Origin of the sequence: Paraburkholderia fungorum, assembly GCF_046027605.1 — a bacterium.
Lineage (GTDB): Bacteria > Pseudomonadota > Gammaproteobacteria > Burkholderiales > Burkholderiaceae > Paraburkholderia > Paraburkholderia fungorum_F.
Window position 1 is genome coordinate 267,251 of the sequence record NZ_JAQQEF010000007.1, and the last position, 23,448, is coordinate 290,698.

The window sequence follows — 23,448 nt, forward strand, 5'->3', positions numbered from 1 at the left end:
AATGTTTTCCGCTCACCGCAAACAGCGTGATGAACGCAAGCGTACGGCGCTTCGAGGCGACAAATCCAATGAGTAATGCTCAACTGCGCTATAAGCCGAGCTAATATCAAGATATGGATCTGACTCTGCTACGGGCGTTCGTCACCGTCGCACGCGAGGGCAATCTCACGCGTGCCGCGGTGCAACTCCACCTGACCCAACCGGCCGTTAGTCTGCAAATCAAGCATTTGCAAACGACGCTCGGCGTGACGCTGTTCACGCGGACCTCGCACGGGCTTTCGCTGACACGCGATGGCCAGGCGTTGTTGCCTCATGCCGAACGCGCGCTGGGCGCCGCGAGCGACGTGCAGCGTGCGGCGGCGGCGCTGCGTCACGAAGTGCGCGGTCGATTGCGGATCGGCACGATTCTCGATCCCGCGTTCCTGCGCCTCGGCGGTTTTCTCAAGCAACTGGTGGAAACCTGGCCGCACATCGAAACAGCCTTGCGCCACGGCATGTCGGGCTGGGTACTGGAACAGATTCGCGCCGGGGAACTGGACGTGGGCTATTACATCGGCCTGCCAGCGGATGACGACACCCGCGACGGCGCCGCCTTTCACGCCGTCACGCTCACGCACTTCCAGTACCGCGTGCTGGCGCCGGCGGGCTGGAAAGATCGCGTGAAAGGCGCGCGCGACTGGCGCTCGCTCGCTGCGCTGCCGTGGATCTGGACGCCACCCGCGTCCGCCCACAACCGATTGTTGTCGCGCTGCTTTGGCGAGGCCGGCGTAAAGCCGGTTAAGGTGGCAGAAGTGGATCAGGAGCCGTCGATGCTCGATCTGGTCAAATCGGGCGTCGGGCTAACACTCGCTCGCGACGCCACCGCGATCGCCGAAGCTCATGCACACGCGTTGACTATCGTCGAAGGCGTCACCGTGCCGACCCAGCTCACCTTCATCACGCTGGCGGAGCGCAAGGACGAGCCCGCAATTGGCGCCGCGTTGAAACTGATCGAGCAACAATGGGCCACATGAGTGCGGCATGAAGGCATGCCTGAGGGCAAAGCGAGAGCGATATGAGCCACTCTCATGACAGGTGCGTACCGTTCGGGCCGGTCGATAGCTATTCTCGCCGGCTGCCCCATTAGGCGGCATTCTTTCGCGGTTTCTGCAGGCCGCCGTGGTAGTTCGGGGTTCGGGGTGCACGACTCACTGTGCGCTGTGCGCTGTGCGCTGTGCGCTTGTGATCAACGCCAGTCGCTCTCGCAAGTCACACTGACAGGCCCCTTTCCGTCGATCCCGTCATCTGAAACCACGCCGTCACGCACTTTTTGTTAGATTGAGGGTTCGCGCTCACCTGCCGACCCCGCATCGTTTGTTCCGTCTGACTTCTTTCTTCCTGGCAGCTTCGCCCCGGCAACACCTGAAGCCGCCGACCACGCCATCCTTCGACAGGAGCCTGACATGGCACGCAACATTGAAATCAAAGCCCGCGCCCAGCATTTCGAGCAATTGCGCGAACGCGCCGCGAAGCTCGCGCCGGACGCCCCACTGATCTTCCGCCAGCAGGACTTTTTCTACGATGTCCCGCGTGGCCGCCTGAAGCTGCGCCAGTTCGACGACGGCACGCCGGCCGAACTGATCTTCTATCAGCGCGACGATCGCGACGGCCCCAAAGCGTCGTATTACACGCGCAGCCCGGTGACCAACCCTGAAGCGATGCACGCGCTGCTCGCCACAGCGCTGACTACGCGTGGCATCGTCACGAAGGAACGCCATGTTTATCTAACTGGCCGTACGCGGATTCATCTGGACCGCGTCGACGGTCTTGGCGATTTTGTCGAGCTTGAAGTCGTGCTGGCTCAGGACGACGACGAAGAAGGCGGCCACGCCGAAGCACACGCGATGTTTCAGAGCCTCGGCGTGCCGGAATCGGATCTGGTAGCGGTCGCCTACGTCGATCTGCTGAGCCCGGACAGTGAACCGAAGCAGGCTGCGTAAAACTTAACCATCGCGGGCCGCGGGCGAAATCAGTTCGGGAACAGCGGCCCGAAAAGACCCCACGGTTTCAGCGATTTCAGTGGCCCGAGCGGCCGGAACTTCGCCGCATCAAACGGCCGCGGCCCCCGGCGACAAATGGCCGAGCGGCAACGGTCCATTACGCTTGAACGTGGTCAACACGATATTGGAGCGCACGCTGTCAACGCCCGGCACACGCATCAACTTCTTCATCACAAACGCCGAGAGATAGTTCAGATCGGGTGCGACAATGCGCAGCAGATAATCGGCGTCGCCGACCACTGCGTGACATTCCAGTACTTCCGGCAGCACGTCGATCTGTTGCTGGAATTGCTCGATGATCGAGTCGCCATGATGCTTCAACTTCAGACTCGTAAATGCCGTTACGCCGAGCCCAAGTTTCTCCGGCCGCAACACGACGCGATAACCATCCACCACACCCACCTGCTCCAACCGCTGCAAGCGCCGCCCAATCTGTGACGGTGACAGCGGCACCTGCTCAGCCAGCTGCTGATGCGTGGCCCGGCCAAAACGCTGCAGAACGTCCAGAAGCGCGAGATCGAAGTGATCGAGTTCCAGCATGATTGATATCCGCGTAAAGTCCGTAAATTATGCACGATTATTGCATAACGACGCGCCATAACGCCATCATTGCGCCCTTTCCGCACGCTCGCCGCTCTACACTTGCATCACCGTTTCAATCCGCAGTTATCGTAGAGCGCGCAGCATCATGTCCACACCCAACACCGCCAAACTCAAAGAGCAATTCGACGCCGGCCTCGAAACCCGCGCCGATTTCACCATCGACCAGCCGACCGAACGATATGGCGCCGTCGACCATGCTGTCTGGCAACAGCTTTACGCACGCCAGACCGCGTTGCTCAAAGGCCGTGTGTGCGATGAGTTTCTGGCAGGCGTCGACTGCATTGGCATGCCATCCGACCGCGTGCCCTCGTTCGACGAAATCAACGCCAGGCTGACCCCGGCGACCGGCTGGCAAATCGTCGCCGTGCCTGGGCTCGTGCCTGATCAGGTGTTCTTCGAGCATCTGGCGAACCGCCGCTTTCCCGTGACATGGTGGATGCGCCGCCCCGACCAGCTCGATTATCTGCAGGAGCCGGACTGCTTTCACGACCTGTTCGGTCACGTGCCGCTGCTGATCAATCCAGTGTTCGCGGACTACATGCACGCGTACGGCCGCGCGGCGCTTGCCGCCAATGACGCTGGCGCCCTGCCGCTGCTCGCGCGGCTCTATTGGTACACAGTCGAGTTCGGCCTGATCCGCGACCCGGCGAGCCCGAACGGCGTGAAGATCTACGGCGCGGGCATCGTGTCGAGCAAAGGCGAGACGCTCTACAGCCAGCAAAGCGCGGCGCCGAACCGGCTCGGCTTTGACCTCGAACGCGTGATGCGCACGCGCTACCGCATCGACACGTTCCAGAAAACCTATTTCGTGATCGACGACTTCGCGCAATTGTTCCGCGTCGCACAAACCGACTTCGCGCCGTTGCTGGCAGAGCTGGCCGCGCAGCGAGCGTTCGCCGCAGGCGAAGTACTCGAGCGCGATCACGTCATCACGCACGGCTCGCAGGAAGGCTGGCAAGCCGACGGCGATATCTGACGATCAAGCTGAGCGGGGGCCGGCAGCAGGCTGATGGCATCCGTGAAAAAATAGCTGATGCGCACGCCTACCGGCGTGCCTGATCTGATCAACGAGGTAGCATGATGATTCACAAACTGACTCCCGAAGAACGCACCACGCAAGTCGCGGAACTGCATGGCTGGCAAGCCGTAGCAGGCCGCGACGCGATCCAGCGCCACTTCGAATTCGCCGACTTCAACGAAGCATTCGGCTTCATGACGCGCGTGGCGATCAAGGCCCAGGAGATGGACCATCACCCGGAATGGTTCAACGTGTACAACAAGGTGGAAATCACGCTGTCGACACACGAGGCCAATGGCTTGACCGAACGGGACATCCAATTGGCACGATTTATCGACACTATTACAGCGTAATACAGGCGATTGGGCGCATGGGTACGCCTTGCAGCGAACAATTGGCGTGAATGAAAGGACATTGCAGGCAATCTGGTGCCCAAACCTTCAGTTCTACAGGCTATTATTAAGGCGCACGTAAGAATCCCACGCTTGCCGGGCAATCCTGTCCAAACGATCCGGCGATAGCGTCTGCTGACGCTGTACAATCATTAGCGCATACGGCTTGGAGAGCGCGCTTGCCTCCTTGCACAGCACGAGTTCGTCGCCGCTCGAAGGTGAGCGGGCGCGCCAGAAGTTGATCGCGGCTTCCAGTTCGTTAATCGTTATCTCGGACATGACGTCGTGATCGCTCAGTGGCTGCTTGATGGCTACTTCATGGCGGCTCGATAGCTGCTTCTTGGCCACCCGGTGCCGGTTCGGCACGGCCACGCGGCACGTTGCCTGTGCAGCAGGCGCCCCCGGCGAACCGCTTGCCTAAACGCCTAAACCCATTGTACTTGAGCGAAATCCATGCGACTCCTTCTGATCGAAGATGACCGCCCCATCGCACGCGGCATCCAAAGCAGTCTCGAACAAGCCGGCTTCACTGTCGACATGGTCCATGACGGCATTTTCGCCGAGCAGGCCCTCACCCAAAACCGCCACGAACTGGTGATCCTCGATCTGGGGCTGCCCGGTATCGACGGCATGACGCTGCTTGCACGCTTCCGTCAGAGCAATCGTCACACGCCGGTGATCATCCTCACCGCGCGCGACGAATTGAACGACCGTGTGCAAGGCCTGAATTCCGGCGCGGACGACTACATGCTGAAACCGTTCGAACCCACCGAACTCGAAGCACGTATCCGCGCCGTGATGCGCCGCAGCGGCCCGCACGGCGACATGCCGCGTCCGGAAGTGTCGTTGGGCGGGGTCCGTTTGTCGGGCGTCGATCGCCGCATTTTCAACGACGACAAGCCGCTCGAACTGTCGCCCCGCGAATTCGCGGTGCTCGAAATGCTGCTGCTGCGCCACGGTCGCGTGGTCAGCAAGGCTCAGCTACAAGACCATCTGACGCACTTCGGCGGCGATCTCGGCGATACCGCGATCGAAGTCTATGTGCACCGGGTGCGTAAAAAGCTCGAAAACTGCCGTGTCGAAATCGTCACGGTGCGTGGCTTCGGTTATCTGTTGCAGGAAATCCGCCAGGCCGCATAATCGTCACAAGGGCCACACACGGCGTTGCTGTGTTGCGGCCTGACGGCGCCAGGCCGGCGCCGCGCACCTTGGTGCGCACTTCGCCGGCATCCGGCGGATTTCTCGGCGCTTGTCGCCGTTGCTTCTTTCCCGCGCGTTCGATCATGCCCCAGCCGGCCGCCAATAGTCTGCGCCGCACGCTGCTGCGGCGCCTCGCTGCTCCCCTTTCGCTGCTCGCGCTGATGAGCGGCCTGATCGCTTACTGGCTGGCGTGGCAGTACACGCAGCACGTGGTCGACCGCTCGCTCGCCGATCTCGCCACCGCGATCTCCAAACAGATCCAGATTGCCGGCCCCGACGCCAAGGTGACGGTGCCGCCGCTCGCACAGGCCATGTTCTCTGATCCGGTCGAACAACTCGTCTATCGGATCAGCAACGGCGAAACCGAAATCGCCGGCGATCACAATCTGCCGCTGCAAGGCACCAGCGTGCGCCGAATGCACTACGCATACGTCTTCGAAACGCAACATGAAGGCGTGACCGTGCGTGTCGCACAGGTGCGCGTGGATCAGCCCACCGGCAATCCGATCGTTGTCGAAGTGGGTCAGCCGGTGCATCACCGTTTTCGGATCGCCGCGGAGTTTCTGGTCGCGATCATGATGCCGTTGCTGTTGTTGCTGCTGGCGGGCTGGGTGATTGTGTGGCGCGTCGTCAATCAACAGCTCAATCCGCTGACCGATCTGGCGGACTCGCTGAACCGCCAGACCCACACGTCCCTCGAACCGGTCGACGAAACCTATGTACCGGTTGAAATCCGGCCGCTCACGGGTGCGCTGAATGCGCTGCTCGGCCGTCTGAAAACCGCCCTCGAAGGCCAGCGCAAATTTATCGCCGACGCAGCACATCAGCTGCGCACGCCGCTCACCGCCGTCAAGCTGCATGCGGAACAGGCCGCGGTTGCACGCGACCCGCAGCAAACGCTCGCCGCGGTCCGTGAGCTGCGGGCAGCCGCCGACCGCGCCGTGCGGCTGTCGAACCAACTGCTTTCACTCGCTCGCGCTGAGCCGGGCGAGCAAGCGGCTCGGTTCGTCAATGTGGATATGGCCGCACTTGCGTTCGACACGGGTGCCGAGTGGGTGCCGCGCGCATTGACGTTTCATGTCGACCTGGGTTTTCAGCGCCTCGACGATCCCACCAACGATCACCCGCTGATGGCGCGTGGTAATCCAGTGCTGCTACATGAAGTGATCGCCAATCTGCTGGATAACGCGCTGAAGTACGTGCCGCCTTCGCGCTTCGATGGCGGACGCATCACCGTGACGGTGTCGCAAACCGTGATCGACGAGCTGCGCATGGCCGAGATCATCGTCGAAGACAATGGACCGGGTGTGCCGCTCGCGCAGCAAGCCGATCTGTTCAAACGATTCTTCCGCGGCGACGGTCAGAGCGACGCCGGTGTGGATGGCGGTGCCGGCCTCGGTCTCGCGATCGTTCACGACATCATGGTGCTGCATCACGGCAGCGTGCATTACGAAGATGCGCCGGAAGGCGGAGCGCGCTTTATCGTGCGCATTCCGCTTATACCGATCAGTGTTCAGCCGAAGGTCGAACCTGAGACACGGCGCCCGGCAAAAAAAATGGCGCACTCGGCGCCGATCGATATGTGACTCTGCGGTGGGTCACAACACGCTGCCACGGGCTGCCTTGAGTTCGATGACACCAACCCAGGCAGCCCGCATTTCATTTCTTCTTCGCCTTTTTCGCGGGCTTCTTTACCGGCTTGTCCGACCTGGACGCGCCCTTCTCTTTCTCCGGCGGCGCCAGCATCGTGCCGCGGCACTTACGCGCGCCGCAACGGCATTCGTATTCCTTCTTGAGCTTCTTGGTCTGCCGCGCGTCGATGACGAGGCCGTAGTCGTAAAAGACTTCCTCACCCTCGGCGATGTCGCGCAGCGCGTGCACGTACACGTGTCCGTCGATCTCTTCGGCTTCGCAGTTCGGCGCACAGGAATGGTTGATCCAGCGCGCGCTGTTGCCGTCCACTTTGCCGTCGATCACCTTGCCGCTGTCGAGCGCAAAGTAGAACGTGTGATTCGGTTCGTCCGGATTATGCGGATGACGGCGCAACGCTTCCTTCCAGGAGATCCGCTCACCCTTGTATTCGATCAGCCGCTCGCCGGCCGCAATCGGCTCGATGGCAAACACGCCTTTGCCGTGCACTCCCGAACGGCGCACGGCGATCCTGCGTGAACTCATTGAATGAATCCTTGTGAAGAACTGGGGGTGAAGATCCGGCAGCCGTCAGAAATGCCCGCGTCTGACGCGCTGCGTTTTCCGACGCGGATAGCAAACGCGGCGCCTTGCGAGCGCCGCGTCGATCTGCGACGCTCATGCGTCACATTCGGCATCGTACACGCTCAAGACGGCTTCGTTCAACCGTCAAAAAGACGTGCGCGTGCAAGGCAGGTTGGCCGGCTCACCGTTGTCCGAACGAAATGTCGCCGAACAGCGCCTTTTGCTCACGAGGTTGCGAACGCCAGTATTGCGGCGGCGCTTCGACCGTCGCGCCCAATTGCGCCGCGGCATGCCACGGCCAGCGCGGGTTGTACAGCAACGCGCGGGCCATCGCGATCAGATCGGCATCGCCCTCTTCGATGATCTGTTCGGCATGCAGCGGATCCGTAATCAGGCCCACGCCAATGGTGGTGAGGCCGGTGGCCTGTTTGACCGCCCTCGCGAACGGGATCTGGTAGCCCGGCTCGAGCGGAATCTTCTGCAGCGGCGAGACACCGCCGGACGACACGTCGATCCAGTCGCAGCCGCGCTTTTTCAATTCCTGCGCGAACGCGATCGTGTCCTCGAGCGTCCAGCCGCCTTCGACCCAATCCGTTGCCGAGACACGCACGCCAACCGGTTTGTCGGCGGGAAACGCGGCGCGCACAATATCGAAGATTTCAAGCGGAAAACGCATGCGGTTTTCGAGCGAGCCGCCGAAGTCGTCGCTGCGTTGATTGGCGATCGGCGACAAAAACTGATGCAGCAGATAGCCGTGTGCCGCGTGCACTTCCAGCGCATCAATGCCGAGGCGTGCGGCGCGGCGCGCGGACCCTGCAAACGCTTCGCGAATCCGGTTCAGTGCGGGTGTATCGAGTGCGAGCGGCGGCTCTTCGCCTGCTTTGTGCGGCAACGCCGACGGCGCGTGCGGCAGCCAGCCGCCTTGCGACACCGGAATCAGTTGACCGCCGTCCCACGGCGCATGACTCGATGCCTTGCGTCCAGCATGTCCCAACTGCATCGCCACGCGAATGTGCGAATGCTTGCGAATCGCCGCCAGCACCGGCTCCAGTGCGGCTTCGGTGGCATCGTCCCACAGTCCGAGATCACCCGGCGTGATGCGGCCATCGGGTTCGACGGCGGTCGCCTCGATGCATAACATGCCGGCGCCGGATAACGCGAGACTGCCGAGGTGGATCAGGTGCCACGCCGTAGCCTCGCCACGTTCGGCGGAATACTGGCACATTGGGGAGACGACAATACGGTTTGGAAGCGTCACGCTACGCAGCGTGAGCGGGGAAAAAAGCGCGCTCATGGATTACGCCCAGTAAAAGCCCGAGAGCGGACGAGCATAGCACTGCAGGTAATTGTCTGCAGGCGCGCGCAGTTCAGGGTTTCGGCTCGACCTGATCGAGCCACTCGCTAAACATGCGGCGCGCAGCGGTTTCCAGCGCCGGACCGAACTGCGCGGTCTCGGCCCGCAACTGACGGGCGTCGATACCATGGCCGGCAATCTCACCAGCGTTGCCGATCAGCCAGGGTTCGAACCGGTCAGCGCGAATCTCGGGATGACATTGCAGACCCAGCACATGGCCGCCCCAGGCGAACGCCTGGTTTTCGCAGGCAGGCGTCGAGGCGAGACGCGTGGCGTTGTCGGGCAAATCGAAGGTATCGCCGTGCCAATGCAGCATTGATGTGTGTGCGCCGTCCAGATGACGCAGCGGTGAAGCGCGGCCCGCATCGGTAAGCGTGAGCGGTGTCCAGCCGAGCTCGGTATGGCCGGCGGGATAGACCCGGGCACCGAGCACACGCGCAATCAATTGCGCGCCGAGGCAGATGCCGAGCGTCGGCAAACCAGCGGCAATGCGCTTTTCGATCATGGCGAGCAACGGAACGAGCGTGGGGTAAAGCGCGTCGTCGGTTGCACTGATCGGGCCGCCGAGTACGACCATGAGCGATGCGGCAACCGGGTCTGGTGCTTCGATGCGGGCAAAGCCGACGTCGAGATAGCGCACCGGGCAGCCGCGTTCGCCGAGCTCCAGTTCAAGACTGCCCAGATCTTCGAAGTGCACGTGGCGAATGGCCAGAACTTCGCGATTCATCAGCCCGTCCCACCTTCGGTTGACTAAAGACTTGCCGCTACGCGGCGCGAACCGTCCGGCAGGCGACGATTGCCGTCTGCTGGAACACGGTTTGGCAGTGTAGCGGATTGTCCCGGAAGAAGCCGCCTTATTGGGCGAAGATCTTCCAGGTCTTCTTTTGGGTGGCGACGTCGGCCATTTCATACACCGAGCAATCGAGACGCAGATTCGTGTCCGACATGTTCATGTCGAGCAGCGCGCAGTGATGCGGCGTCTTCTTCGGATTCTTGCTCGGCTCGAAGTGCGTGCAGCTCAGGCACATGCGATGCGGCGGAATGGTGCCTTGCGCTTCCAGTTGGTGGATCGTCTTGAGCAGCGTGCGATAGAACAGCGTTTGCTCTTCGTCGCGCAGAGTGCCGACCGCTTTGGCCAGGAAGTCCGGCCATTGCGCAGCGCGCTTCGCGGCGGTGCGGCCACGCGCCGTCAGACGGACCGCGAGGGCGCGGCCATCGTCGAGGGCACGGCGCTTTTCGACCAGACCTTTGGTCTCGAGCGTGCTCACTGCATCGCTGGTGGTGGCAGCCGTCAGGGCCGTTTCACGCGCGATTTCGCCAAGACGCATCGGGCCTTTGCGCTGCATCAGCAAGACCAGGATTTCGCCCTGGGTCGGCGTGAGGCCTGCGCCTTCCGCCCATTCCCAAGCCTGGCTCCGCATGGCCGTGCTCAATCGCAATAGGCTGTGGGTCACTCGCCCGCCTGCCTGTTCTCCGTATACGCCTTCGCTCATAATCTTCGTGTGGTTTATTAAAGCTTGCGTGCGATGCCGGCGAACCGCTGCCGAGCACACCCGTAGCCTGTGTGGGGTAGCCTCGCCCAAAAATAGACGAGACGGTTTCTACTATCTCAAAAATTTACCGCCTTGCAAGCCAAAGACGGCGAAAACGACATTCTATGCGAGACCGGCCAATCGTACAGCTAAGTTATCCAACGCAAGCTGTGGATAACCATGAGAAAACACAGGGGATGGCCTGTGTGTCGATTCTTGATAAGCGATTTGTTGCCTGTGCCCGCTCCAGAGTTGTCCTCGTTTACCGCAGCCGATACGCCTCGGATCAGCCCGGTTATGGTTTACGTAGCACTTTGACTTTTCAGGGAATTATTCAGTTGTCCACAGGCAGATGCAATGCTTGTTAACTACTACTACATGTGTATACGTAAATTTTAGAAAAACCTGAAGGCCTCCCGATCTGAAAATTTAATTACGAAAAAAAACCCGCATGAAGCGGGTCTTCCTTACGATTAGCCGTTAGCGATCCTGTGCCAGGCTAGGCTCGCCACTGCAGACACTGCTGCCTGACCGCTTCGTGCAAAGACTTTTCCTGCTCGAAAACGCCGCGCAACCACGTCGCATCATTAACCTGACCGCGCGCGATTGCCCCGATTTCGGCAAGCGCATTGCCCGAACCCAATGCTTCGGCGTGCGGTGCAATCAGATCCAGTGTTTCGAGGATGTCTTCGGAAATCGTTTTGCGTTCGCTTGTTTGCGGATTGATGCAGTTGCCGGCCAGACCGAAGCGGCATGCCTCGAAACGGTTGAACGTGTAGACGAGGTAGTCGTCTTCTTTCGGCGTGATCGGTTTGTCCAGCAACAGATGCCGCGCCAGCGTCTGGATATAGCAGGCAATCGCCGCGGCGCGATCCACTGAAAACGGCGTATCCATCACGCGCACTTCGATCGTGCCGAAACCGGGCTTCGGTCGGATGTCCCAGTAAAAATCCTTCATGCTGTTGACCACGCCCGTGTGGACCATCTTCGAGAAATATTCCTCGAAGCTGTCCCACGTCAACACGAACGGCGCGCGGCCCGACAGCGGGAATGCGAACACGGAATTCAGGCGTGCCGAATGAAAACCGGTGTCCACACCCTGCACAAACGGCGACGAAGCGGATAGCGCGATGAAATGCGGAATGAAGCGCGACATGGAGTGCAGCAGATACAGCGCGCTGTTCGGGTCAGGGCAGCCAATGTGCACGTGCTGTCCGAACACCGTAAATTGCTTGGCAAGGTAGCCGTACAACTCCGAAAGATACTGAAAGCGCGGCGTATCGACGATCTGCCTTTCGCTCCATTGCTGGAACGCATGCGTGCCGCCGCCGCACAAGCCGACGTTCAGTCGATCGGCCGCGGAAACCAGCGTGTCGCGGATCTTGCGCAAATCGGTGACGGCCTGTTCGTGCGTCGTGCAGATACCGGTCGACAGCTCGATCATGCTTTCGGTGATTTCCGGCGTGATGTTGCCGGGGATTTTTTCGTCCTTGATGAGACGCATCAAATCCGAGCCGGCTTTGGTCAAATCGTAGTCGTGCGTATTGACGATCTGCATTTCGAGTTCGACACCGAAAGTGAACGGTTTCGAATCGATGAAGGGTTCGAGTGACATGGCGTCCCCTGAGTCAGGTCGGCTGGTGTGCGACACGTGCTCGTGTCACATACGCAGCCATTTTTGAATCGAATAAGTTGGATAAAACACGCAAATCAAGCGCCTGAAGCGTCGAGCCGCAGCGCGCGCCTACTCTTCGCGCCGTTCGGCCACAGCCGCGAGGCTGCGATACACGAGCCACGGCCCGAGAATTTGCAACACGAAAATCGAACACATCACGATGGCCCGCAATTGCGGATCGAAATTCGGATAAAGGTTGTACGTATCGTCCACAAGCAGGTACGCGAGCGCCGACATGGGCGATAACGACAAACCCAGCGCCATGCCCTGCTTCCAGTTCAAGCCGCTCGGCTTGGCAAAAGCCATCACGCCCACCAGTTTCGCGATCAGACGCGCAACAATCAGACCCAGCGCGGCAACGCCACCAAGCGCGATGTCCTTCCATTCGAACGATGTCAGCGTCAGCACGAACAGAATCACGGTCAACAACCAGCCGGCCGTGCCGAAATGCTGTGGCCACAACTGCGGGCGCGCTTCATGATTCTTCACGATGATGCCTGCGGCCAGCAGCGCGAGAATCGTCGACAGCTTGAACAGATGCGCTACCGCGATGGCCAGCAGCACGAGGCCGAACAGCGCGACGAACGAATGCTCGTCCTGCATGTTCAGACGGCGATAGAAAAACGTGCAGGTGCGCGCGAGCAGATAAGCGAGCACGAGCGAGCCGACCAGCAGATATAGCGGCTGCAGAATCGTCGCGAAAACGTTGCCGTAAATCTCCTGATGCAACCAGCTCGAGACGAGCTTTTCGATTACCACCGCGTACATGCTGTTCAGCGCGGTCAAGGTCAACAGACGTTGAGTGACCTGGCCTTCCGCGCGCAGCTCGGTTTTGAGCTGGATCACCATGGCCGGCGAAGTCGCCATGGCTATGGCGGCCAGCACCGTCGCCACCATCAACGGCACATTCAGGAACAACAAAACAGGCAAAACCAGCGCGAAAGTCAACGTCGCTTCAGCGACGCTCGACAGAATCAGCCAGGGATTGCGGCGAATCCAGCGCAAATCGAGCCGGCTACCGAGTTCGAACAATAACAAACCGAGCGCGACATCGAGCAACGGCCGCGCAGCGCTCGCGGAATCCGCGTCGATTACGCCAAAACCGGCTGCGCCTGCGACCAGGCCGATGACCGCGTACCCGGAGATGCGGGGCAAACGCCATGCGCGATAGCAAAGCTCACCGCACAGGCCGGCGGCGAGCAACGCAAGACCAGCCCAAAAAATGGCGTCGGGTGTAAGGGGCCAGGCTGGAAAAAATGAAAACGCCGACTTCATCGTGATGGGTTCTCCTTGGCAGCAACGGCAGACGACACGAGCCGGCACAAACACCGGCGAACGGATGAGCGCATGAGGCGCTCACTGTCGCGATCGCTTCGCGTGATCCGCGTTGCGAGTTTTCAATGATCGGATGATCTGAACGCGCCGCAGCCGCAAAGAGCGTGGCGCGTTCTGGGATGCGGCCGCAGCAACCGGCCCGGCACGGTGAAAGAATGCCGTCGACGTTGAATCAGATTCTGATTGAGCGGCACCGTTCCGTTGCAGCGTGTGCCGCCAATGGCGAGGCACGACGCGGAAAAGAACGGCGATTGTGCCATAGCTTGTTAAGACTTGACCGAAAAGACAGGAACATGCGGGTAAAACGGTAAAAACGTACGTTATCTTCGCAAGATGAGGAAAAAGCGACCGTTTTAAAGGACGGCTCGGCTCTCATAGGGTACAGACTCGACGTTGCAGATGTGTTTCCTGGAGCACGGCGGCAGGTGTTTTTCTCCAACTTTCGGCGATTCAAGCTCAACGATCGCGCTCGATCTGGCCACGGCCTTTCTGTTTACAGGTTTACCGTATGTATACGTAGTAACAGTTAACAAGCTGCCTCGGTTTCTGTGGATAACTCTGGTTTACCTAATCAATTCATCACGTTGCCGCTCGCATAACAGGATGCACAGCATGTGCGGTAGCGGCGGGTATACAAGGGTAACTTTTCGCGATTTTCGGCGAGGGCAAAGTTACCCCGTTTACGTCCACAACGGTTCCACATGAGTTGCGCCGGTAAACGATCTGGTTATCCACAAGTTTCGGTGGATAACTCTCTATCGCGAGAGGCTAGGTCCGCAGCGTGCGTTTCCGGTGCGCCGTGGCCTAATGTCACGCGGGCGGTTAACTCACTGTGCCTTGGCGCAACGCGCGCAGGAGAAAGCGAGCAGGATCGATGTCTTCAGCCAGATCCCGTTCGAGCGGCCACGGTTCACCTTCGATCTGCGAGGCGATCAACTCAGCGCCGAGCGCCGCCCACACCAGTCCGCGAGAACCGTAGGCGAATGCACCGTACAGGCCATGGACGCGCGGCAAATCGAGCGGCCATGCGCCACGCAGGCGTTGGGCGTCGCGCGTCGAGGCGGCTTCGTCGGCGAAGTTGCCGATCATCGGCATCCGGTCGCTTGTCACGCAGCGAAACGCCACGCGCCCGGTGAGCGCCGCCGCCCGCGCCGGGTCGACGATGCCGTCAAAGGGCGGCAGCATCTGCGCGACGCGCTCCAGATTTTCCAGATGGCCATCTGCGCGCAGCGAGGTGTCCGGATCGTCGAGTTCGTAAGTAGCGCCGGTCAGCGTGACGCCGCCGGCTAACGGGACCGCGTAGCCAACGCCCATCACCGGCATGCCGAGCGGGGGTACGGTGCCCGGCGGCAGCAAGGTCAACTGACCGCGGATGCTGCGGGTTGGAGCATGCTGCAACCCGGCGATGCGCGCGGCGTCGTGGGCGCTCGCGACAATGACCACTGGCGCGCGCGCAACGGCCTGCCCTCCCGTGTCGAAAACGGTCCATTGATTACCGGACCGCTCGAGGCGCGCCACCTCCACGCCGAAACGGCGTTCGAGCAGATCGCCCGCCGCTGCGCACTGCGCGGCACAAAGCGACGCCGGGTCGATCCAGCCGCCATGGGGAAAGAACCAGCCGCTCTGCGCGAGTGGCATGCCCGCGAGGTTTTGTGCTTCGCTCAGCGAGACGGGCGTGACGTATTCGGGCGGATAACCGAACGCCGCGATTGCCTCACTCATCGAGCGGGCTTCCTCGTCATCCGCAGCGATCTGTAACAGGCCTGGGGCGCCGCGTAATGGAGAGTGACCAAGCCGTTCGAGCGCTGCCCAGCGTCTCAGCGCGTAGAGAAAGCCCGCACGCGTGACGCGCGAAGCGACGCTGTCGTCGCGCGAGATCATTGGATGGAACACGCCGGCCGGGTTGCCCGAGGCGTCCTGCGCCACCGACGCGTGCTGCTCCAGCGATGTGACGCGCCAACCGCGCGACGCCAGGCGCTCGATCGCCGCGCAGCCGGCGAGCCCGGTACCGATCACGATCGCATGCCGCTCATCGACTTCAAGCGGCGCGGGCGGCTCATAGCGACGTACGCGCCAGCGCGGCGCGAAATGGCCGACCAGCATCGCGCGTTTCCAGCCGAAGCCGTCGACTTTTTGGTACACAAAGCCGTTTTGCATCAACGCGCGCTTGATGTCGCCGGCACTACTGTAGGTCGCGAACGTGGCACCCTCGCCGGCCAGGCGAGCGAGCGCTTTGAAGATCGCGGGCGTCCACATCTCCGGATTCCGGGCCGGCGCGAAACCGTCGAGATAGAACGCATCTACACGTAGCCTCAATGCTGGCAGGCTTTCCAGCGCGTCGGCGAAGACGAGTGTCAGTGTGATCCGTCCGCCCTCGAATTCGAGCCGGTGCGTGCCGGGAACGAGCATCGGCCACTCAGCGGCCAGCGTATTCGCGAGCGCGGCAATCGCCGGATCTGAAATCGTCGCCGCATAGACGCTGCGCAGATCGGCTTGAGTAAACGGATGCTTCTCGGTCGACACGAAATGCAGCCGCTCGCAACGCGCCGGATCGGCTCGCCAGGCGGCCCAGGTTGTCAGGAAGTTGATGCCCATGCCGAAGCCGGTTTCGAGCACGGTGAAAATGCGACGGCCCTGCCAGCGCGCCGGCAACTCATTGCCGCGAAGGAACACGTATTCAGCCTGTTCGAGACCGCCGACAGCGCTGTGATAGATGTCGTCGTAGAGCGGCGAAAAGGGGGTGCCGTTGTCGCGAAACGCGAGGACGGCGGGGATCAGCGGATCGGTCATGCGCAGCGGAAAATGACGCTCGAAAGCGCGAGTCACACGTTACCGCCAGCGCGCGGAGCTCGCCGGGCGGCGAAAAGGACGCGCTGCAACGTTGGCAAAAACCAACGCTAAGCCCCGTCCCTACTGGGTTTCAGCCTTCGATTGGGGTCCGCGAAGAGAAAAAAGAAGGGTTTCCCCTCGGTATCGGCCCCAGAACCGCTTAATTCTTCGAAACCCTTGTCCTGATTGGGTTTGCGCTGCGCTATCATAGCAAGCGCCGCGTAGGGAGCGGCGGCACGGCCGACGGGCAGTCAACCGCCCGGCGCTAATTGTCCGGAGGGGATCCGGAGCCGCAGCTGCTCGACGGCGCGGCCCGCGCACGTATAATCGGCGCGTTCGCGCTGTTCGTGTCAACCTAAACTCAGAAAGGAACCTTAATGAACAAACAGGAACTGATCGACGCCGTCGCAGGACAGACGGGCGCCAGCAAGGCTCAAACCGGTGAGACGCTGGACACGTTGCTTGAAGTGATCAAGAAGTCTGTGTCAAAGGGTGACGCGGTCCAGCTGATCGGCTTCGGCAGCTTTGGTTCGGGCAAGCGCGCAGCACGTACGGGTCGTAACCCCAAGACCGGCGAAACCATCAAGATCCCGGCAGCCAAGACCGTCAAGTTCACGGCTGGCAAGGCGTTCAAGGACGCCGTCAACAAGCGCTAAGCAGACTACTGCCAGGCAGTTGACACCCGCCAATGGCGGGTTTTTTTTCGTCCGCGATTTTTGCTTTAGCCGCGACGGGCGCCGCGGCCAGACAATCAGCCTGGAGTGGCGAGGCCGCTCAGTCGTGACGATGCACGATTTCGCCGTGACCGTGACTGTCGTGATCATGATGGTCGTGGTCGTCTTCGTCGAAGTCCCATGCCGGGAACGGATCGGCGAATTGTTGCCACGCTTGTGGCCCCGCCGCATATTCCTCGTCGGTCAGCAGGCACGCGTCGAACTTCGCTTGCCAGATAGCCGGGTCGATGCCGACGCCGATCATCACCAGTTCCTGCCGACGATCGCCAATGCTGAGATCATCCGGATCGCCGAACCAGTCGGCGGCAATTTCGGCGGCCAGTTCGTCATCGCCGTCGGGCCATTCGCTGCGTTCCTGAGCGGCCCACCACATCCCTGCCGGACCATGCCGGCAAGCGCCGCCCGCCTGCGACAGCGAACCGGCGATATCGTTACGCGTGGCGAGCCAGAAGAAGCCCTTGCTGCGCAAAACGCCCTTCCACTCCTGATGCAGCAGCGCCCACAGGCGCTCCGGATGAAACGGCCGCCGCGCACGGTAAATGAAATTGCCGATGCCGAATTCGTCCGCTTCGCCGTGATGCACATGGCCGTGCTCGTGCTCGTGATTGAGCGACGCCAGCCAGCCCGGCGCGCTCGATGCTTCGTCGAAATCGAAACGTCCGGTATTCAGCACCTCGGCAAGCGGTACGTCGCCGAAACGGCTCACCACCTGCACCGCGCGCGGATTGATGCGAGCGAGGATGCGCTGCAAACGCGTGAGTTCATCGGCGCTCACCAGATCGGCCTTGTTGACCACCAGCACGTCGCAGAATTCAATCTGCTCGATCAGCAATTCGACCAGCGTCCGATCGTCTTCCTCAGTCGCGGCAATGCCCCGCTCCGCGAGGGCGTCGGCTGAACCATAGTCGCGCAGGAAGTTGAACGCATCGACCACGGTCACCATCGTATCGAGCTGCGCGACGTCGGACAGCGAGACGCCATCGTCGTCGACAAACGTGAAAGTTTCGGCAATCGGCATCGGCTCGGCCACCCCGGTCGACTCGATCAGGATCGCATCGAAGCGCTTTTCCCCCGCCAGCCGCTTGATCTCGACCAGCAAGTCGTCGCGCAACGTACAGCAGATGCAGCCATTCGACAGTTCGACGAGCTGCTCTTCGACATGCGAGAGCGTGGCGGCGTCGCGCACGAGGGTTGCATCGACATTGACGGCGGCCAGATCGTTGACGATCACGGCGACGCGCAAACCGGCGCGATTCGCGAGGATGTGGTTCAGGAGCGTGGTCTTGCCGGCGCCCAGAAAACCGGAGAGCACGGTGACGGGCAATAGCGGCTGGTTCATCGGAGTACGGGAAAACAAGAGGATTGGAAGGCGTGCCGGGCCTGGGTCGTATGACTCAGGGGCCAGAAGCTGGCCAAACACCGACGGCAGCACGAAGCCGCATTGTGCATCAAACAGGGAGCGGCCGCGTGACGGGCCGGATCAGAAAACGCAAGCAGCCATGCTGACAGGCGCTGGCTAAAAAGTCACATCCGCGTGAGCGCCGGCGCCTGTGTCGACGAAGGTACCCACGAAAATACCGCTCAGCGTGCAGCCGGCATCAGATTCCATTTGCGCAGGATCGCGGCGATCTGCTGCGCGTATTTATCGCGCAGCGCCGGCGTCTCGGAGTGGTACGCGCCGACCGCCTGCCAGGTATTGCCATACTTGTTCATCTGACGGCGCAGGTGCCATGCCGCGATGTAGACGTTCTTGCAAGGCTCCATCAGGGTGCCCTGCGAGATGCCGTACTGGGCGAGCGTGGGCAGATGAACCGAATTGATCTGCATCACGCCATAGTCTGTCGAACCGTTGGCGTTCTTATGCAACGCATCCGGCCGATTGTGTGACTCCTGCCACGCAATTGCGCGCAGAATCAGGGGGTTGACCTTCTGGTAACCTGCCGCCGCGTCAAAGCAATCGGCGCGTGCCCCCCCTGCTGCAAGCAGCATGGCAAGTCCCGCGGCGGCAGTGACGAAGGTTCTTTTCATCAGTCCAGATCGGTCAAGACGACTAAACAAATCGCAAGGGTAAGGTTGGGTAAGGCACTCCATCGGCCAAACTTCAGTCGCTGGAAGCCGGGTCAGGTTCACTGGTTGGACACTTTGTCGCGTATCGGGGAAAACCCGCGTTGGCAAGACGCAACCAGTACCCCGAACGGCTCGTATCATACCGGCAGACCCGCACGCGTCAAGTTGGCTAACCGACATAAGCCAGCGTAAAACGAAGGGCATCGGTGGCACGGCGCACAGAAGCTTGGTTACTTTCAATTGATTGACAGTTCGTGACAGTCTTTTAGAGTAATCGCACGGCGCCGTTTGTTTTGTGACAAAACCGACATGAAAAACTGTTACTGTTCACTTTTTTCGGACATTGAATGGCCGGCATCCGGGGCGTCGATCGCCCGTGAAGCCGGCTGGCAGATCGACAGGGCGGCGGCTTGCTCAAATGTTCGCATTGCATGACCGTTGGCGGCTGAAGCCGTCGGCATCGATACCACTTTCCATGAGAAGAAATCGTATGGCTTTGCGTCGCGTCGCAACGGCGCTGCTGGTGGCTGGATTGATCACCGCGCAGACAGCACAGGCACAGGTGACACTCAACTTCGTGAACGCCGATATCGACCAGGTGGCCAAGGCGATCGGCGCGGCAACCGGCAAAACGATCATCGTCGACCCACGTGTGAAGGGTCAGCTCAACCTCGTGTCGGAAAATGCGGTGCCTGAAGATCAGGCACTCAAGACCTTGCAATCCGCATTGCGGATGCAGGGCTTCGCGCTGGTGCAGGATCACGGCGTCCTGAAGGTCGTGCCCGAGGCCGATGCCAAGCTGCAAGGCGTGCCGACCTACGTCGGCAATACGCCCGTCGCGCGCGGCGATCAGGTGGTCACACAGGTGTTCGTGCTGAAGAACGAATCGGCCAACAACCTGCTGCCGGTGTTGCGTCCGTTGATCTCGCCGAACAATACCGTGGCGGCCTACCCGGCCAACAACACGATTGTCGTGACCGACTACGCCGACAACGTGCGGCGTATCGCGCAGATCATCGCGGGTGTGGATACGGCTGCGGGCCAGTCGGTGTCGGTGGTGCCGCTAAAGAACGCGAACGCGCTCGATATCGCCGCGCAGTTGACCAAGATGCTCGACCCCGGCGCGATCGGCAGCACCGACGCAACGCTGAAGGTGTCGATCACTGCAGACCCGCGCACCAACGCGCTCCTGATTCGCGCGTCGAACGGCGGGCGTCTCGCGGCGGCGAAGCAGTTGGCGAAGGAACTCGACGCGCCGACCACGCAGCTCGGCAACATGCATGTGGTGCCGCTGCGCAACGCAGACGCGACGAGGCTCGCGAAGACCTTGCGCGGGATGCTCGGCAAGGGCGGGGACTCCGGCTCGTCGAGCGGCTCGAACGACGCGAATTCGTTTAATCAGAACGGCAGTGGCGGTGGTGGCGGCGGGTTGGGCAGCAATTCGACGGGCTCCTCGGGTACGCCGCCGTTGCCGTCGGGCGGGCTCGGAGGCGGCGCGTCACCGATGGGCGGCAGCGGCGGAGGATACGGCTCGAGCGGCGGTTCTGGCGCCGCCGGCCTGCTCGGCGGCGACAAGGACAAGAGCGACGACAATCAGCCAGGCGGCATGATCCAGGCGGACTCTGCGACCAACTCGTTGATCATCACGGCGTCCGAGCCGGTGTACCGCAACCTGCGGGCGGTGATCGACCAGCTCGACGCACGGCGTGCGCAGGTCTACATCGAGGCGCTGATCGTCGAGCTGAACTCGACCACGAACGCCAATCTCGGCATTCAGTGGCAGATCGCGAACAATTCGGTCTTTGCCGGCACCAACCTGGCGACCGGCTCCGGCAACAGCATTGTCAATCTGACGGCGGCGGCCGCAGGGGCCGCGGCGACGGGGGCCACCGGCGGTCTCGCCGGGGCGCTCGGAGCCAGTCAGCTCCAGCAGGGGCTCAACGTCGGTTGGGTGCACAACATTTTCGGTGTGCAGGGACTCGGCGCGCTGCTGCAGGCGCTGTCGCAGACCGCTGACGCGAATGTGCTGTCGACACCTAACCTCATTACGCTCGACAACGAGGAAGCCAAGATCGTCGTCGGTACGAACGTGCCGATCCAGACGGGTTCGTATTCGAACCTCACGAGCGCCACCGCGACCTCGGCGTTCAATACCTACGACCGCGTCGACGTCGGTCTGACGCTGCACATCAAACCGCAGATCACGGACGGCGGGATTCTGAAGCTGCAGCTTTACACGGAAGACTCGGCGATCGTGAACGGCACGACCAACGCGACGACCAACCCGGCCGGCCCGGAGTTCACCAAGCGTTCGATCCAGTCAACGGTGCTCGCCGATAACGGCGAGATCATCGTGCTGGGCGGCCTGATGCAGGACAACTACCAGGTCAGTAACAGCAAGGTGCCATTGCTGGGCGATATCCCGTGGATCGGCCAGTTGTTCCGCTCGGAACAGAAGACGCGCGACAAGACCAATCTGATGGTGTTCCTGCGCCCTGTGATCATCAACGATCGCAGTACCGCGCAAGCCGTGACGTCGAACCGCTATGACTACATCCAGGGCGTGCAGGGTGCGTACAAGTCGGACAACAACCTGATCAAGGACAAGGACGATCCGGTGGTGCCGCCGATGCCGATCGGTCCTAGCCAGGGTGGCTCGCCCGCGATGAACCTGTTCGATCTCGACAAGATGCGTCGTCAGCAGATGGCGCCGCCGGCAGTTTCCGCTCCTGCGCCGGTTACCAATGGCGGGGCTGTGACGACGAATCCGGTCATGAATAATGGCGGAGCCGTGTATCAGACGAATCCGGCCACGAATGGCCCCGCCGTGCAGACCAACCCGGTGCAGGTGGCGCCGCCGTCCACGGCGTCGCCTGGAGTGCAGCCGTGAGCACGCCGTCCACGCCGCCGTCAGCTGCCGCGTCGTCGGCAGCGGCGCGCGCTGCTGCGTCCACCCAAGCCGCGGCGATTCCGCCGGCGGTCGTGGCGGAGCACGCCGAACGCATTGCACCGTCGACGGTTGCCGCGCGTCTCGTGCCTTACGGCTTTGCTCGCAGCGGCCAGATTCTGGTCGCGCATCAGCACGCCGACAGCCTTGAAGTCTGGATCAGCGAGCGCACCAACGACGCGGCGCTTGCCGAGGTCGCGCGCAACTTCGGCGCGTTGTCCGTGGTGCGTGTGCCGGCTGACGAACTGGCCCAGGCGATCAACCAGGCCTACGCGCGCCAGGACGGCAGCGCGGCGCAGGTGGTCGGCGAAGTGGAAGGCGAAGTCGATCTGTCGCGCCTGATGCAGGATATTCCCGAGGTGGAGGATCTCCTCGAGTCGGAAGACGACGCGCCGATTATCCGCATGATCAACGCGCTGCTCACCCAGGCCGCGCGCGAACAGGCGTCGGATATTCACATCGAGCCGTTCGAGACTTCCTCGGTGGTGCGCTTTCGCGTCGACGGTACCTTGCGCGATGTCGTGCGGCCCAAGAAAGCGCTGCACGGCGCGCTGATCTCGCGGATCAAGATCATGGCGCAGCTCGACATTGCCGAGAAGCGTCTGCCGCAAGATGGCCGTATCACGCTGCGCGTCGGCGGACGTCCGGTCGATGTGCGCGTCTCGACACTGCCCACGGGTCACGGTGAACGCGCGGTGCTGCGTCTGCTGGAAAAAGATGCGTCGCGCCTGAATCTCGAGGCGCTCGGCATGGCGCCGGACACGCTCGTCAAATTCGACAAGCTGATCGGCAAGCCGCACGGCATCGTGCTGGTGACAGGCCCAACCGGTTCCGGTAAGACGACCACGCTGTATGCGTCGATGTCGCGCCTCGAAACGGCGACGACCAACATCATGACGGTCGAAGACCCGATCGAATACGACCTGTCCGGCATCGGCCAGACGCAGGTCAACGAGCGGATCGGCATGACTTTCGCGCGCGCGCTGCGCTCGATTCTGCGGCAGGACCCGGACGTCATCATGATCGGTGAAATCCGCGACCTCGAAACCGCGCAGATCGCGGTGCAGGCCTCGCTGACGGGTCACCTGGTGTTAGCGACGCTGCACACGAACGACGCCGCTTCCGCGGTGACACGTTTGACCGACATGGGTGTCGAGCCGTATCTGCTGGCGTCGTCGCTGCTCGGCGTGCTGGCCCAGCGGCTGGTGCGGCGGCTGTGCCCGGTGTGCCGTGAGGAGCGCGTCGAAGAAGATGGCAGCGTGCGCTGGCATCCGGTGGGTTGCGACAAATGCGGGCAGTCCGGCTACGCAGGCCGGCGCGGCGTGTACGAACTGCTTTTGATCGACGACGAAATCCGCACGCTGGTTCACCGCAATGCGTCCGACGCGGAGATTCTTGCTTCGGGCCGCGCGCAAGGCATGCGTACATTGCGTGAAGACGCGGACCGCTGGCTTGCCTCCGGGCTCACGTCGCTCGAAGAAGTGATTCGCGTGACGGGCGGAGCATAAG

19 protein-coding genes and 1 pseudogene are annotated in these 23,448 nt (G+C 61.6%); 9 read left to right on the plus strand and 11 right to left on the minus strand.

The features are described 5' to 3' along the window. The first annotated feature begins 113 nt into the window (after positions 1-113). A complete protein-coding gene (locus PQR53_RS14730) occupies positions 114-1,013 on the plus strand; it encodes a LysR family transcriptional regulator (protein WP_408454845.1) in 900 nt (299 codons plus the stop codon). A gap of 429 nt (positions 1,014-1,442) precedes the next feature. After that, positions 1,443-1,979 carry a class IV adenylate cyclase gene (locus PQR53_RS14735; RefSeq protein WP_408454848.1) on the plus strand — a complete coding sequence of 179 codons (537 nt, stop codon included), beginning with the start codon at positions 1,443-1,445 and terminating at the stop codon, positions 1,977-1,979. Positions 1,980-2,087: 108 nt separating this feature from the next. Here the strand turns inward: PQR53_RS14735 and PQR53_RS14740 are convergent, their stop codons facing one another. Next, positions 2,088-2,579, minus strand: coding sequence for an Lrp/AsnC family transcriptional regulator (locus tag PQR53_RS14740; RefSeq protein WP_179735278.1), 492 nt, complete (start codon positions 2,577-2,579; stop codon positions 2,088-2,090). Between the two features lie 148 nt (positions 2,580-2,727). Between PQR53_RS14740 and phhA the strand changes: the two genes are divergently transcribed. Together phhA and PQR53_RS14750 are read left to right on the plus strand one after the other, a co-directional pair. Then, a complete protein-coding gene (gene phhA, locus PQR53_RS14745; RefSeq protein ID WP_408454851.1) occupies positions 2,728-3,618 on the plus strand; it encodes a phenylalanine 4-monooxygenase in 891 nt (296 codons plus the stop codon). 92 nt (positions 3,619-3,710) lie between these two features. Further along, a pseudogene (locus PQR53_RS14750) lies at positions 3,711-4,013 on the plus strand (4a-hydroxytetrahydrobiopterin dehydratase); the annotation flags it as partial. Between the two features lie 93 nt (positions 4,014-4,106). Here the strand turns inward: PQR53_RS14750 and PQR53_RS14755 are convergent. Next, positions 4,107-4,331, minus strand: a complete 225-nt coding sequence (locus PQR53_RS14755) for a DUF3717 domain-containing protein (protein WP_408454968.1) — start codon at positions 4,329-4,331, stop codon at positions 4,107-4,109. Between the two features lie 174 nt (positions 4,332-4,505). On the opposite strand from PQR53_RS14755, the gene PQR53_RS14760 reads away from it, so the two are divergent. Both PQR53_RS14760 and PQR53_RS14765 read left to right on the plus strand, forming a co-directional pair. After that, a complete protein-coding gene (locus tag PQR53_RS14760) occupies positions 4,506-5,192 on the plus strand; it encodes a response regulator transcription factor (RefSeq protein WP_028197606.1) in 687 nt (228 codons plus the stop codon). Between the two features lie 143 nt (positions 5,193-5,335). Further along, complete coding sequence (locus tag PQR53_RS14765) at positions 5,336-6,838, plus strand: sensor histidine kinase (RefSeq protein WP_408454854.1); 1,503 nt, start codon at positions 5,336-5,338, stop codon at positions 6,836-6,838. A 73-nt stretch (positions 6,839-6,911) separates the two neighbouring features. Here the strand turns inward: PQR53_RS14765 and PQR53_RS14770 are convergent, their stop codons facing one another. From PQR53_RS14770 to mnmC, 7 genes are all read right to left on the minus strand, one after another. After that, positions 6,912-7,427, minus strand: a complete 516-nt coding sequence (locus PQR53_RS14770) for an SET domain-containing protein (protein ID WP_323043354.1) — start codon at positions 7,425-7,427, stop codon at positions 6,912-6,914. A 220-nt stretch (positions 7,428-7,647) separates the two neighbouring features. Beyond that, entirely contained in the window at positions 7,648-8,760 is a 1,113-nt protein-coding gene (locus PQR53_RS14775; RefSeq protein ID WP_408454858.1) for an NADH:flavin oxidoreductase/NADH oxidase, read from the minus strand. Between the two features lie 73 nt (positions 8,761-8,833). Continuing rightward, positions 8,834-9,547, minus strand: coding sequence for a glutamine amidotransferase (locus tag PQR53_RS14780; RefSeq protein WP_408454861.1), 714 nt, complete (start codon positions 9,545-9,547; stop codon positions 8,834-8,836). A 127-nt stretch (positions 9,548-9,674) separates the two neighbouring features. Further along, positions 9,675-10,313 (minus strand): MarR family winged helix-turn-helix transcriptional regulator, encoded by a 639-nt coding sequence (locus tag PQR53_RS14785; protein ID WP_408454864.1) that lies wholly within the window; start codon positions 10,311-10,313, stop codon positions 9,675-9,677. Between the two features lie 538 nt (positions 10,314-10,851). After that, complete coding sequence (locus PQR53_RS14790; RefSeq protein ID WP_408454867.1) at positions 10,852-11,967, minus strand: YbdK family carboxylate-amine ligase; 1,116 nt, start codon at positions 11,965-11,967, stop codon at positions 10,852-10,854. A 129-nt stretch (positions 11,968-12,096) separates the two neighbouring features. Continuing rightward, the gene (locus PQR53_RS14795) at positions 12,097-13,302 is read right to left on the minus strand and encodes a cation:proton antiporter (protein WP_408454870.1); all 1,206 of its coding nucleotides are present in this window, start codon (positions 13,300-13,302) and stop codon (positions 12,097-12,099) included. Positions 13,303-14,184: 882 nt separating this feature from the next. After that, a complete protein-coding gene (mnmC, locus tag PQR53_RS14800) occupies positions 14,185-16,152 on the minus strand; it encodes a bifunctional tRNA (5-methylaminomethyl-2-thiouridine)(34)-methyltransferase MnmC2/FAD-dependent 5-carboxymethylaminomethyl-2-thiouridine(34) oxidoreductase MnmC1 (protein ID WP_408454971.1) in 1,968 nt (655 codons plus the stop codon). A 416-nt stretch (positions 16,153-16,568) separates the two neighbouring features. On the opposite strand from mnmC, the gene PQR53_RS14805 reads away from it, so the two are divergent. Then, the gene (locus tag PQR53_RS14805; protein WP_006050811.1) at positions 16,569-16,847 is read left to right on the plus strand and encodes an HU family DNA-binding protein; all 279 of its coding nucleotides are present in this window, start codon (positions 16,569-16,571) and stop codon (positions 16,845-16,847) included. Positions 16,848-16,965: 118 nt separating this feature from the next. Here PQR53_RS14805 and PQR53_RS14810 read toward each other — a convergent pair whose 3' ends face one another. Continuing rightward, on the minus strand, positions 16,966-18,264 hold the full coding sequence (locus PQR53_RS14810) for a GTP-binding protein (protein ID WP_408454873.1): 1,299 nt from the start codon (positions 18,262-18,264) through the stop codon (positions 16,966-16,968). A 242-nt stretch (positions 18,265-18,506) separates the two neighbouring features. Next, on the minus strand, positions 18,507-18,953 hold the full coding sequence (locus PQR53_RS14815) for a lytic transglycosylase domain-containing protein (protein WP_408454876.1): 447 nt from the start codon (positions 18,951-18,953) through the stop codon (positions 18,507-18,509). 529 nt (positions 18,954-19,482) lie between these two features. On the opposite strand from PQR53_RS14815, the gene gspD reads away from it, so the two are divergent. Continuing rightward, complete coding sequence (gspD, locus tag PQR53_RS14820) at positions 19,483-21,882, plus strand: type II secretion system secretin GspD (protein ID WP_408454878.1); 2,400 nt, start codon at positions 19,483-19,485, stop codon at positions 21,880-21,882. Next, positions 21,879-23,447: a type II secretion system ATPase GspE gene (gene gspE / locus PQR53_RS14825; protein ID WP_408454881.1), complete on the plus strand. Its 1,569-nt coding sequence runs from the start codon at positions 21,879-21,881 to the stop codon at positions 23,445-23,447. Before gspD ends, gspE begins: the two co-directional genes overlap by 4 nt. Position 23,448: the final 1 nt, after the last annotated feature.